Annotated in this window: 11 protein-coding genes; 4 read left to right on the top strand and 7 right to left on the bottom strand. The window is 50.5% G+C overall.

The genetic code is table 11. From position 1 onward, the window contains the following. Positions 1 to 498 precede the first annotated feature (498 nt). The 3 genes from trpA to ndhL form a co-directional block, all read right to left on the bottom strand. Positions 499 to 1,305 carry a tryptophan synthase subunit alpha gene (gene trpA, locus ACTS3T_RS06185; protein WP_377962718.1) on the bottom strand — a complete coding sequence of 269 codons (807 nt, stop codon included), beginning with the start codon at positions 1,303 to 1,305 and terminating at the stop codon, positions 499 to 501. A gap of 156 nt (positions 1,306 to 1,461) precedes the next feature. Then, positions 1,462 to 1,794, bottom strand: coding sequence for a DUF3007 family protein (locus tag ACTS3T_RS06190; RefSeq protein WP_377962721.1), 333 nt, complete (start codon positions 1,792 to 1,794; stop codon positions 1,462 to 1,464). 11 nt (positions 1,795 to 1,805) lie between these two features. Beyond that, positions 1,806 to 2,018, bottom strand: coding sequence for an NAD(P)H-quinone oxidoreductase subunit L (ndhL, locus tag ACTS3T_RS06195; protein WP_377962724.1), 213 nt, complete (start codon positions 2,016 to 2,018; stop codon positions 1,806 to 1,808). A gap of 1,156 nt (positions 2,019 to 3,174) precedes the next feature. On the opposite strand from ndhL, the gene ACTS3T_RS06200 reads away from it, so the two are divergent. After that, positions 3,175 to 4,560, top strand: coding sequence for a hypothetical protein (locus ACTS3T_RS06200; RefSeq protein ID WP_377962727.1), 1,386 nt, complete (start codon positions 3,175 to 3,177; stop codon positions 4,558 to 4,560). A 22-nt stretch (positions 4,561 to 4,582) separates the two neighbouring features. On the opposite strand, the gene larC is transcribed toward ACTS3T_RS06200, so the two are convergent. After that, positions 4,583 to 5,869, bottom strand: coding sequence for a nickel pincer cofactor biosynthesis protein LarC (larC, locus tag ACTS3T_RS06205; protein WP_377962730.1), 1,287 nt, complete (start codon positions 5,867 to 5,869; stop codon positions 4,583 to 4,585). 83 nt (positions 5,870 to 5,952) lie between these two features. Between larC and ACTS3T_RS06210 the strand changes: the two genes are divergently transcribed. Beyond that, a complete protein-coding gene (locus ACTS3T_RS06210) occupies positions 5,953 to 6,612 on the top strand; it encodes an L-threonylcarbamoyladenylate synthase (protein ID WP_377962733.1) in 660 nt (219 codons plus the stop codon). A gap of 323 nt (positions 6,613 to 6,935) precedes the next feature. Continuing rightward, entirely contained in the window at positions 6,936 to 8,243 is a 1,308-nt protein-coding gene (locus ACTS3T_RS06215; RefSeq protein WP_377962736.1) for a hypothetical protein, read from the top strand. A 34-nt stretch (positions 8,244 to 8,277) separates the two neighbouring features. On the opposite strand, the gene ACTS3T_RS06220 is transcribed toward ACTS3T_RS06215, so the two are convergent. Then, complete coding sequence (locus ACTS3T_RS06220) at positions 8,278 to 8,991, bottom strand: response regulator (RefSeq protein ID WP_377962739.1); 714 nt, start codon at positions 8,989 to 8,991, stop codon at positions 8,278 to 8,280. Positions 8,992 to 9,402: 411 nt separating this feature from the next. Here ACTS3T_RS06220 and ACTS3T_RS06225 point away from each other — a divergent pair, with 411 nt between their 5' ends. Continuing rightward, positions 9,403 to 10,011: a CPP1-like family protein gene (locus ACTS3T_RS06225; RefSeq protein WP_377962742.1), complete on the top strand. Its 609-nt coding sequence runs from the start codon at positions 9,403 to 9,405 to the stop codon at positions 10,009 to 10,011. Between the two features lie 27 nt (positions 10,012 to 10,038). Here ACTS3T_RS06225 and ACTS3T_RS06230 read toward each other — a convergent pair whose 3' ends face one another. Further along, complete coding sequence (locus tag ACTS3T_RS06230) at positions 10,039 to 10,749, bottom strand: HAD family hydrolase (protein WP_377962745.1); 711 nt, start codon at positions 10,747 to 10,749, stop codon at positions 10,039 to 10,041. 61 nt (positions 10,750 to 10,810) lie between these two features. Beyond that, positions 10,811 to 11,908 (bottom strand): 4-hydroxyphenylpyruvate dioxygenase, encoded by a 1,098-nt coding sequence (hppD, locus tag ACTS3T_RS06235; protein WP_377962748.1) that lies wholly within the window; start codon positions 11,906 to 11,908, stop codon positions 10,811 to 10,813. Positions 11,909 to 11,956 lie beyond the last annotated feature (48 nt).

Raw genomic sequence — 11,956 nt, forward strand, 5'->3', positions numbered from 1 at the left:
AGTGGCACAACGCTGGCAGAAAATAGCTTTTCCACCGCGTTCAGGCAGTTGTAAATTGCTTTGACACAAATTCAGGCTCTTACAAAGCGCTGTACCCGCTCATGCAAAATAAAACCTGATGCCAAAACCGCTGAGCGAGGGGTCAAACCCCTCAGTAGCCTATCCTGACGCCGTCCCACAGTTAGGCGATATATCCGTAAAAAGACGGGCAATCAGCCTTCTTTTCTAGCCAAATAGAATACCAAAGATATCTCAGTATTCAGCTAGAAAAGCCTACTGCGGTAGGCTCTGAGGATAGTTAAAAATCCTACGGCTCAGAGTATTCCATGACCATTTACCTTTTGCAAGACCTAGCGCGTTCAAATTGAAATTAATTTGCGCTGGCTGCGGCGTAAAGCCGGAATAGCCGCAGATTACCGCAGAGTTAAATTTTCTATAAATTCTGGTTTTTGCGCTTGACTTATCCCGCTTGTAGTCCAAAAGCGCAAAATGCGGTCGTTAGTCAACTGTGCCTGCTGAGAGAGCCGCTTTGAGCTGTTGGCAAAATGTTTCGATCGCCGCTAGCCCAGCTTCTGGGTCTGTGGCAAGTCGCTTGACAAAGGCGCTGCCCACGATGACGGCATCGGCTCCCCAGTTTTTTAGCTGCTGGGCTTGTTCGGGCTGAGAAACCCCAAAGCCGACGCCAATCGGCTTATCTGTCATTTCTTTTAATTCCTGCAGCAGCGACTGCACCCGAGACTGAATTTCGGTGCGCATCCCGGTGACCCCGGTGACGCTGACCAGATAAATAAAGCCGCGAGACTGGGCTGCAATTTGCTGGATGCGATCGCGCGGTGTTGTCGGCGCTACCAGCAACGTAATTTCAATATCGGCGGCGGCAGCAGGCGCTAGCAGTGTTTCAACTTCTTCTAGCGGCAAGTCGGGAACCACCAAGCCCTTAGCACCCGCTGCGGCAATATCTTGAAAAAAGGTGTCAATACCGCGATTCAAAATCGGGTTGTAGTAGGTAAAGAGAATGACGGGAGCCTGAAGCTGAGGGCTGAGCGATCGCAACATCTCTAAAACCTGATCAAGCGTGACACCCTGTTGCAAAGCACGGGTTGCGGCGGCTTGAATAACAGGGCCATCCGCCAGCGGGTCAGAATAGGGAACCCCCAATTCGATAAAATCAGCCCCGCTACGATCGAGAATTTTAAGGGCAGCCGCAGTGGTGGCTAGATCGGGATCCCCCGCTGTGACAAACGGGATAAGGGCACACTGCTGGCGATCGCGGAGACTACAAAACTGTTCAGAGACGGACTTCATCAATTTTCCTACTTGACTAGCACTTCAACAGCTACCGGGGGCTAACGAGCCAAACAGCCCCCCTTGCTAAGCCAATCAGCATTAGCAACAACAGCCATTAAAAAAGTCTAAGTCAAGAGGCAACCGCAATCGCGCGATCGCAAGTATCTTCTTAGCTCAGCCAGGAGGAGTTTCAGCGGTTGAACGAGCCTCGGCTTCAGCAGCCAACTCTGCTTGCAAAGCTGCCAGTTCCTCCGGCGTCAGCGAATCTAGCCGTTTTTGCAGTACTGCATCTTCATAGTCTTGCAACTGTTGATGGTAGGTCATCTTGTGGCCTAAAGCTCTGACCAAGTAAGTCGCCACCCAGCCCAAAAGACCTGCCACCAAGATAACCTGACTCCAAATTCCAGCCGAGACACCATCTAAGCCGAAAAGCTGGAGTCCGCCAAAAAGCACACCCCCAACCACAAAGACGCCCAGACCAATCCCAATTACGTCAATTCTGCGCATAAGCTAATTAGCTAGCTTTCTAAAGAACGCCGCCGGGGGCGAAAGTTGAGAAAAGGACTGAGCAGCAACATACCGGGGAAAAAGAAAAAGACCAAGAAATAAAGCAAGGTGCGCTCAATCGAACCAGCGGTATACCAGCGGGCTTTAAGGTAAAACAGCAAAATACCGGGTATGACTACCAGGTAAGCCCCCCCTAACACCAGATACAAAATTGCAGTAATCATGCCGAGCTTAGTGACTAGCGTTTGTTGTCCAGTCTTTATCTTAAAACCTGTTGGGTTGTTCAGGGAGTGACGGCAGCGCTAGAAAAGTTTTGCCCCCTCCCCTGCCAATGCTCAGCCATCTAGCCCGACTGAGTCGTAGCGCCATTGCTTTTTACGGCAGCAGCCAGAGTACGGCAGCAACGGCTGGCCTTTCAACTGAGGGCTTGATTACTCAGAAGGCTTGCCTAGCCTTGGTTAGACAGTTTTTTTTGCATAGGCTAAGACCCACCAGACATATATAGCCTTGCACTGGTTCACGCGGCTACTTTTTGAGTTTACGCAGAAGATAGTTGCATCTGAGGACACTTGGTGGTGGAATAGACAATACGGTAAAACCATCAGTAGGGCAGTTGCCTAATACTGTTTGGGGGCGTGGCGGAATGGTAGACGCTACGGACTTAGGAAACTGAGCCTTGGAGGAGAAATCCCCCAAGTGGAAGCTCTCAAATTCAGGGAAACCTAAGTTCCTTCGGGAATATGGCAATCCTGAGCCAAGTCTTTGCTGTCAGGCAAAAGCCCAGTCAGCAAGGGAAGGTGCAGAGGCCCGACGGGAGCTACCCTAACGTAAAGTCGAGGGTAAAGGGAGGGTCCAATCCTTAAAGCCGCGATCGCTCATTTGAGCCAACGGCAGCAGTGAAAGCTGTGAAAGGATGAAAATCCGTTGACCGCAAGGTCGTGAGGGTTCAAGTCCCTCCGCCCCCATCCATGTGGCCTGACGACAGATAAGGTGCATTTCTGTATGACCTTAAGTTTGGAGATAAAGCAGCAGGGAATTCATTCGTAGTTGGGTGAGCATATCCGCCTGAAGCTGAACTTTAGCGCGATCGCTGCAGCGGAGTCGTGAGGACTTTCTCACCAAAGAAAAATCTCAACTTTTTCGTAATTCCTGTGGAATTTACTGAGTATCCTTTGTAGGCTGGAGTGTGGTGCTAAGGATGATCAGTAGTCAAAGCAATTCTTAAGCAACGTTGATTGCCTACAGAAGGCACTGCCTGTGCAAGTAGTTGAGGAGGTCATCCAGACAACCTCAACGGTTTAAGAGTTGTCCTACTGAGCTTTTAGGCAAGTATTCAAGCCCACCTCTGCCTCGATGTCCTCTGCTGTCTTTAATGTCGCAATGATAGTGGATAGAGTTCCGGGTGATTATCAGTCTGCGTCTTCCCATCCTCCTGAGCGGATGTTGCTTGAACTGCAAGAAGCTCAGCAAACCATCTACGATTTTTTACTCAAGATTGTTAAGACTTGGCCCGCCTCGCAGGTTCTCGAAGAGTTCAAGCGGCTATTCATTCAGCACAGTGACACCACTAACGCCGAGACGCTGCCCTCTTTATATGCCATTGTTTTCGCCAACAACGAACAAGAATTTTGCAATACGCTCAAGCGTTCCTGCTACATCCTGATTAACAACTGGGAAGTGAAGCGCGAACACCAGGCCATTCAAGATTTGATTGGTTTGTTTGAAGATCCTGTTTTACAACGACATACGTTTTCTCCCACGCTGAAGCGCCTGCGTAACTGGTTGCGGCGCTTTGTTGTTAGCGAAGATTTTCAAACCATTCGGCTGTTTGCTTTTCGGCTGCACGAAGAATCAAGGGAAGAACAGTGGTCTACCCGGTACGCCTCTTATCTCCTGGTTCCTCAGTACGTGGATACGCAAAATCCAATTGAGCAGCGAGAAGCCGCCAGAGTCCTTTCTAGACGGCTCAAAGAAAAGTTCAAGTTTGAGCTGGCTCTTTACACGGCTCATTCTCAGTCAGCCTCTCCCATCAGCAAACGGCTTAAAAACCCGACGGCGCTAGGAGAAGGGGTCTTAAGGCTGATCAAAGCAATTGTGGCTCGACGAGGCCGCTATAGCTATCGCAACTTGGCTCATCTCTTTTTGCAGCAGACGAGGGAACTGCGCTATCGCAGCTTCAAAAAAAGCCTGGTTAACTATTTAATTTTTTCAGTCGATCAACCAGACTTTGTCAAAACGCTCAAGGCTCAGCTTTCACAAAAGCTCGATCAGCTTCACACCGATTACAACGACAATCCGCTTGATTCGTCGCTGATCCTGCGCACCTGCAATCGCACCATTGATTATCTAACAACTGAAGACAAATCAACGCCTTCGATGCTTTTCACAATGCTGCTTTCCCAGGGGAGTTCCCTGACGTTGGCAATTGTTTTACTCAAGCTCATTTTGGTGTCTAAAAGTTCTCATGCCTATTTAGAGGTTCGCATTGCGGAGCTGATTCGCTATTATGAGCAGTTTCCCCGTGATCAGTGCCGCTGGATTATCAATTTTTTAGAGGTGTTTAGTGTCACCTTTGCCATCTATGCCGAGAATATTGAGTACAACCTGATTCAGGTCGATGAAAACGGTAAGATTCAACCGTCTGCTAGTTTTTCCCGTCGGGTCAATTTAGATGCCTGCCGGATCTTTTCTCAAGCCATCCGACAGCCTGAGCTAGCCGAAGGAACGCAGGCGGAGGATGAAGCCGGACCAGAGGTGAATCTGTAGCGATCGCCGGGGATGCTTGGTTTCAGGACGGGTGGTGCCACTGTTGCAAAACCTGTTGATGAATTGTCTGCCAGGGTAATTGATGAGCTTGAGCCGCCTTGGCACAGTCTTCGTATTCTGGCTGAACGTTGAGCAAATGCCCCGACTGGGCATGGCGTGCAACCTTGACGTTGATCGTGCCGTAGGGCGTTTCTAGCGGTTCTAGCGTTCGCGGTAGGCGATCGCGCAATTGCTCACGCCGCCGAATACCCAAAGTAGTCGTTTCCTCAAACAAAATCGCTTCACAAGCGGCAACTTGATCGGGTCGGCAAATGACGGTGAGCAGCAGCCCCGGACGAGATTTCTTCATGCCTGCGCTTTGGCTAAATACATCTAGCGCGGCACTCGCCAGCAATCGCTCAAACAAAAAACCGACGGCTTGGGGGCTGAGGTCGTCTATTTGAGTTTGCAGCTCAACAACGGTTTCGGTTATGGCTCCGGCATAAGCGGCGATCGCCTGTGGCTTTGATTGCGGCTGCCAGTGAGATTTGTGCATGACGCTTTCTGCTTCGGTTTGACCCAGCCAAAGCCGCAGGAAGTTGGGAATCGGCAAATCTCGCCCGCCTGCCCCAAGTCCTACCTTTTGAAGCTGCATCGGCGGCGGTGAGCCAAACTCAGTGGCTAAGGTAGTCGCGATCGCTGCCCCGGTAGGGGTCACCAGCTCTTTTTGCAGGCCGTTGCTGTAGAGGGGTACCTGACTGAGTTCAAAGAGCTTTAGCACAGCCGGAGCAGGAACAGGAAGCTGACCATGAGCTGCGCGGACAAAACCGCCACCTGTGGGTAACGCGGAACAGTAAACGGCGTCGATTCCCAGCCAGTCTAGCCCCAAACAAGTACCTACAATATCTACAATGGCATCGGTTGCGCCAACTTCGTGAAAATGCACTTGGTCAACCTCAATGCCGTGAACAGCAGCCTCAGCAACAGCTAACTGACGAAAAATAGCCAAACTCCACGCGATCGCCCGCTGCGGCAAAGCTGCTTGCTGAATTAAGGCTTCAATTTCAGGCAAATGGCGAACAGGAGCCGAATGGGAGGGGTGCGCCTGAACCCGATCCGCATCGTCCTGATGCAACTCAACCTCGACTTTAGTGCCGACCTGTCCTTGACGGACAACCCGATCAGCCCGCAGCGTAAATTCTGCGGCAATAGGCAAATGAGCTAGCTGTTCGCTGAGATAGCTCAGCGGCACCCCAGCATCGACTAAAGCCCCCAAACACATATCTCCGGCAATTCCAGTAGGGCAATCCAGATAGGCTAACGTTTTCATAAAATCTTTGTTTAAGCTGCGATCGCGCCGCGATGATAGAACCAGACTGGCCGATTGACGTGACGTTTACCTGAAACAGCAATATGGCGACCCTGTACAACGTTCATCCCCAGACACCTCAAACCCGAAAAATTGAGAAAATTCGAGAGGCGCTCCAGCAGGGGGCTATTGTGCTGTATCCCACAGATACGGTTTACGCCATCGGCTGCGATCTTAATGTTAAATCAGCCGTTGAGCGGGTCAGGCAGCTCAAACAAATCAGTAACGATAAGCCCCTCACGTTTCTTTGCTCGTCGCTGTCTAACATTGCCGACTATGCCAGAGTGAGTGACAGTGCCTATCGCATCATCAAACGCTTAATTCCAGGCCCTTACACCTTTTTGTTACCTGCTACAAAGCTTGTTCCCCGTTTGGTCATGAGTCCCAAACGGCGCACCACAGGTATCCGCGTTCCGGATTGCCCCATTTGCTTGGCTCTGATTGAGGCTTTGGGTAATCCCGTTGTTTCAACTTCAGCCCTCTCTATCACTCACGGCAATCAAGTCGTCAGCGATCGCACCGCTAAGGCCGAACTTTTTGATCGATTGGATGGCAGCGTTGACATCATTATTGACGACGAAGCTCCAATGGGCTATCAGGTTTCTAGCATTTTAGACCTCACGACGGAAGAACCCGTCATGACCCGACAGGGGCTAGGGGCGGAGGCAGCTTTCACCTGGGGCGTCACCCTAGCCAACCCTTGAGCCAGCCGTTGTCGCTAGACCGTCCACTCAACTGGCACAGTCGCCAAAAAAACTTGAATTTTTTTGAAGCACTTGCGTAAAACGCAGTAAGTCTTAGCCCTAAAGGAACCTGAGCGCTTGAAACAGGTTAAACAGAAATCCCAATCAACTGTCACAAGATTGCGTGTGACAGTTGATTGGGATAGTGACACATGCCCACCCCGTAGTTAAAGACCGATTGCCTAGAGTGAAGATGTCAGAGACAGGCTAGGACTTACCACCTGCAACAAATCGCTGCCACCGTCTTTGTCAACGTGCTCACTGTGCATCACCAGGTAATTTCTATGAACACTCAAATTACGACTTCTTTCACTGGCACCCACTTTCAGACTGTTCATGTTTGCCAAACCGGAAAATTTGCCCAGTCTGCCCTACCCGGTGGATCTTCAAACAGTCGCAGTTTTCGCGCGGCGACTCCCCCATCCCCGCCAACAACTCAAGCCAGTCAGCCCAATCTCGATCTGAGTCATTACATTCAAACTGAACTTCAGGTAGAGTCTGCCATTCGCCCCAATCAAGCAGCCAAAATCGCTCATAGAATGGCTGTCGAAGTTGAACGTATTTGTGAGAAAAGTCGCCGTATCCAAGCTTCGGGCGAAATAGCGGCTTGGCAACGTTCTCTGGCACAACATCGCATTCGTAAATGTCTGGACTTTTACCGCCTTGGTTCACGGCGAGGCCGGGTTGAACTGCATAGCCGCTTGAGCGCGATCGCCTATCGCTATATTGCTCCTAGCCAAGCCCAGCTAGGGTTCCAGGGGCGCTATACCCTCTTAGAAGACTTCTTACAAAGCTTTTACGTAGAGTCTCTCAAAGCCTTTCGACGTGAAAATGACTGTACCGCCGACTATCAGCCCCGGACGCGGTTAGAGTTAGCCGAATATATGGCCTTTACCGAACAATACGCTAAGCGGCGCATTACGCTACCGGGTTGCAACAACCAGCAGCTCATTATTTTGCGGGCACAAGCCTTTGCCAAGCGTCAACCCAACGAAACCGCCATCGACATAGAACAGGCAATGGAATCGGCCAAAGACGAGGCGGGCGAAGAAGCTCTGCGATCGCCCGCCGTCCAGCAGCTACGGCAGCAAATGGTAGCCGAAGCCGTTGATCCTTCCGAGCAGGTGATTCGCAACCGGGTGATTCAAGAACTGATTGCCTACCTGCACGAACAAAACCAATCAGACTGTGTAGACTATCTCACCCTGCGGCTACAAGATATGGCAGCGGCTGAAATCGACGAGGTATTGGGGCTAACCTCGCGCGAACGCGACTATTTGCAACAGCGCTTTAAGTACCACGTAGAAAAGTTTGCTCAGTTTCACCAATGGGAGTTGGTTCATCAGTGGCTAGGCACGGATTTAGAACGGCATTTAGGGCTTTCTCCAGAGCAGTGGGAAATTTTTAACGCCCAGCTCGATCCGCAGCAGCAGCAACTCCTAGCCCTCAAACAACAGCAAGCCCAAGACCCAGAAAATGAGCAGTTCCGCGACCCAGCGATCGCGCAGCAGCTTCACTGCACCCCCAAACAATTGCGTCGCCGCTGGGGTCAACTGATCAGCGCCGCCTGGAAATTACGCAACCAAGCCTGAACATTGAAGATGATGCCAGTCAGAACCCACGCGGCTAGGAAGCCTCTTCAGCATTCTCCTGGGGAGGTTCAAACTTATAACCCACGCCGCGTACTGTTTGAATCAAAGCTGGCTGTGTCGTATCAATCTCAATTTTCTTGCGGATCTGCCCAATGTGAACATCTACAACCCGCTGATCGCCAACATATTCATAGTCCCAAACCTTTTGAATTAGCTCTGTGCGACGCCAGACCCGACCTGGATGGCTAGCGAGAAAATGCAGCAAGTCAAATTCCAAAGCCGTCAAAGGTACCAGATCTTCGTTGAGCGTCACTTCTCGCCGCACAGGATCAATGGCCAGTTGATTAAACGTCAGGCGTTGTTGTTCAGCCGCTGTGACGGGTCGCTGCCGCTTCAAAATTGCCCCGACTCGAACTTCTAATTCACCCAGGCTAAAGGGCTTAGTCAGGTAGTCATCAGCCCCTTGATTAAAACCGCGAATCTTATCGGCTTCGTCGGTGCGGCTGGTTAACATCAGAATAAAGACCCCGGTTCGCGCCTGCATTTCTTTGCAGAGGTCATAGCCATTCGCATCCGGCAAATTGACATCCAAGATTACCAAGTCTGGATTAAACTGCTCAAATATTGCGAGAGCACCTTTGCCATCCTCAGCAGCTTCCATCTGATAACTCTGCTTTGACAAAAACCGATAGATGAGATTGCGGATTGCTGGATCATCATCAACAACAAGAATCTTGGCAGCAGCCATAACCGTTAAAACCTTGCAGTAAGATAGACAGTGCTTTGTCGGAGGTCAGCTCAATCCGCTATTGACTGGCTAATCCGAAAACTTGCTTTAAACCTATTTCATAGATCTCAGTCCAGTTCAGCGAAAAAAACACAATCTTGTCATAACCTCATAGTCAATTTAACTGAATTCTCAAGATAGATGAAATTTTCTTGAAGGAAAGAAACCAAACCTACCCCAAAAGCCTGCTTTTTGGGGATATCGCCATAATCAATCTACAGCTTTATTACAGCTAAGCTTTCGATTTAGCGACTCCCTCGCTACACTGATGGCTAGGGGTTAATCAAACCAGCTTATGGATATTGATTGCTTTAGACCCTGTTTCTATCCTGTCAATTTATATAATATGCGGGGTCTCTCGGAGGTTCTCAGATGAGCGATCAGAGTTCATACGAGACATTAGGAGTAACTGAAGCTTCCTCATTTGAGGAAATTCAGACAGCACGGGATCGCCTTCTAGAGGCGTGTTCAGACGATCGCAAGGAAATGGAAGCGATTGAGGCTGCTTACGATGCCATTCTAATGGAGCGGCTACGGCTGCGGCAGGAAGGCAAAATTAAGGTACCCGATCGGATCCGATTTGCTGAAAAATCGCCAGAGCCTGCGCTTGATGCTCCGCCTGCAGTGTCTCGACCCAATGCAGCATGGCTTAACCAGCTACTAGACACACCTGAGCGCAAAGATATTTTGCAGCCAGCCGGAATTTTTTGCTTACTCGCACTTGCTGGCTTTTATTCGCCTGCCTTAGCTTTGGCTTTAGGGGTTGCCTGTAGCGTTTATTTCCTCAATCGTAAGGAACACAAGCTTTGGCGCTCAGTTTTACTCACCCTTTTAGGCTTGGTGATTGGTTTAGCGTTGGGGCTAACGGCTGGACAGCTCTTAATTCCCCAAGGGGCGGAATTCGAGTTTGCTAGCCCAGAAGCCGTGGCCGCTCTGGTGACGTTTTTAGTCCTTTGGTTGGCTAGCAGCTTTCTGCGTTAAAAACCTGCCACTGAGGGATTCCAAGGCTTACTGTGAGCAACCAACTTTGGTGGGCAGTGCTTGCTGCAAAATCAGATCAACCGCAGCGCCTAGATCTGGCACGATAAAGCTAGGCTGGTGAGCGGCTAGGCGATCGCGATCGCGAATGCCGCTCAAAACCGCTACCACCGGAATACCGAATTGCTGGGCGGCAATGATGTCTGCTTCGGTGTCTCCAATCATCCAAACGTTAGCCCTAGCAGGGAGATCGGCTAGAGCCTGCTGCATCAACAAAGGCTTATCCTTAACGTCTGTTTGCTTAACGTAATCGTCACTGAGGCAGTACCGCTTGGCGGGTGGAAAAAAGTGCTCTAAACCGTGTTGCTCCAAAGCTGCTTTTAGCTCTCGATCGCGGCGCATGGTCATAACCGCTAGGTCAATCTGGGCAGCTTGAATCCGCTCTAAGGCGGCGATCGCCCCTGTTAGGGGGCGGTCATAGATGAGATAAGGCAAGGTGTGGACGGTATCGCGCCGTAAACGAGCAAAGGCTTTGGCTTGCTCAATGTCTAGCCCGGAACGCTGACCAATTTCTCGTTCGGGGATTTGAGCCCGCTTACAGCGCCAGAATTCTGCTTTGGTTAACGGTCGAATGGCCTGGTGGGGCAAACGGATGGTTTCTAGACAGTATTGATAAACCTGATAGTACCGCTGAGAAACATCCATAATCGGGCCATCAAAGTCTGTAATGATGCGCAGCATAAGGTGGCAGACCATTAACTTTTATTACAGGCTATCGCATCTTATCGGCTTTTTCGTATCTTCATAAACTGCCGCGTTTTTGCTGTTCCCGTTCAATCGCTTCAAATAAAGCTTGAAAATTGCCCTCCCCAAATCCTTCTGCCAATCGCTGCTGGTCATCTACCTGGTAGGGCTGGCGCTCAATCATTTCGAAAAAGAAGGTCGGTTCAGCAAAGATTGGCTCTGTGAAGGTTTGCAGCAACAAAGCTTGAGGATGATCAGACGGCCAATCGACCAAAATTTGCTGCTGGGCGATCGCCTGCCAGTCTACCAAGGCTGGCAACCTCCCTAGTCGTTGGGGAAGCTGGTGATAGTAGGTAGGAGGCACCGAAATAAAGCGGATTTGTTTTTGTCTAAACGTCCTAACTGCTTGCACAATATCGGCAGTCCGAAGGGCAGCATGCTGAATACCAATGCCCTGGTTGTAGTCTAAAAATTCTTGGATTTGCGAATTAACAGACGTTGGTTCATTAATGGGCATTTGGGCAGAGCCGTGGGGATGCACCATAACCTGGCTGCACAAACCTGAATGAGCGGTGCGAATTTCAAACGTCTGTTTGCGGCTAAACCCTAAAACCGACTCGTACCAGTCGATGGCTTGAGCTAGTTGCCCCGCCGCTACGTTTAGCACCACATGATCTACGGCTAAAAAGTCTGCCGAGGTTTGATCAGCTCGGTTGGCTAAAAACTGCCACTGAGCCTGGGAACTAAGCAGGGGCACGGGTAAGTACTCAGGCGGCGATTCTATCAGGGTGTGGTGTAAGTGACCCCACCCCTGAACCTGGCACCACCGTAGACCTGGTCGTTGGGGGTCTGCGGTAATAGGCTGCAATAGCTGTGCGCCAGCGGCGATCGCCTGGGCGACCACAGTTTCTAGCTGCCGCACTGCAAATGCCACCCCCGCAACCCCGGCAGGGTGCTGCTGTAGATATTGGGCAACGGGGCTAGCTAAGGTTCGCGGGGAAGAAATCACAACCCTGACTCCCCCATTTTGCAAAACTTCGGTTTGGGCAGTGGCCTCTACTTGAGAAGCCACAACTTGAAACCTCAGCCGCTGTGAAAACCACTGTTTCCAAGCGATCGCATTTTCAACATAGAAGTGTAGATAGCAAATATCCATAGCTAATGGAAAAATTAAGTTTTGACGCTAGGGTAAGGTTAGACCCCA

It is taken from the genome of Almyronema sp. (assembly GCF_052168255.1).
Taxonomy (GTDB): Bacteria; Cyanobacteriota; Cyanobacteriia; order Phormidesmidales; family Phormidesmidaceae; genus Sphaerothrix; species Sphaerothrix epifaneia.

Bases quoted from the DNA above. Each gene is read 5' to 3' on its own strand.
- trpA (WP_377962718.1), bottom strand. From the start codon at position 1,305: ATGAAGTCCGTCTCTGAACAGTTTTGTAGTCTCCGCGATCGCCAGCAG.
- ACTS3T_RS06190 (WP_377962721.1), bottom strand. From the start codon at position 1,794: ATGCGCAGAATTGACGTAATTGGGATTGGTCTGGGCGTCTTTGTGGTT.
- ndhL (WP_377962724.1), bottom strand. From the start codon at position 2,018: ATGATTACTGCAATTTTGTATCTGGTGTTAGGGGGGGCTTACCTGGTA.
- ACTS3T_RS06200 (WP_377962727.1), top strand. From the start codon at position 3,175: ATGATAGTGGATAGAGTTCCGGGTGATTATCAGTCTGCGTCTTCCCAT.
- larC (WP_377962730.1), bottom strand. From the start codon at position 5,869: ATGAAAACGTTAGCCTATCTGGATTGCCCTACTGGAATTGCCGGAGAT.
- ACTS3T_RS06210 (WP_377962733.1), top strand. From the start codon at position 5,953: ATGGCGACCCTGTACAACGTTCATCCCCAGACACCTCAAACCCGAAAA.
- ACTS3T_RS06215 (WP_377962736.1), top strand. From the start codon at position 6,936: ATGAACACTCAAATTACGACTTCTTTCACTGGCACCCACTTTCAGACT.
- ACTS3T_RS06220 (WP_377962739.1), bottom strand. From the start codon at position 8,991: ATGGCTGCTGCCAAGATTCTTGTTGTTGATGATGATCCAGCAATCCGC.
- ACTS3T_RS06225 (WP_377962742.1), top strand. From the start codon at position 9,403: ATGAGCGATCAGAGTTCATACGAGACATTAGGAGTAACTGAAGCTTCC.
- ACTS3T_RS06230 (WP_377962745.1), bottom strand. From the start codon at position 10,749: ATGCTGCGCATCATTACAGACTTTGATGGCCCGATTATGGATGTTTCT.
- hppD (WP_377962748.1), bottom strand. From the start codon at position 11,908: ATGGATATTTGCTATCTACACTTCTATGTTGAAAATGCGATCGCTTGG.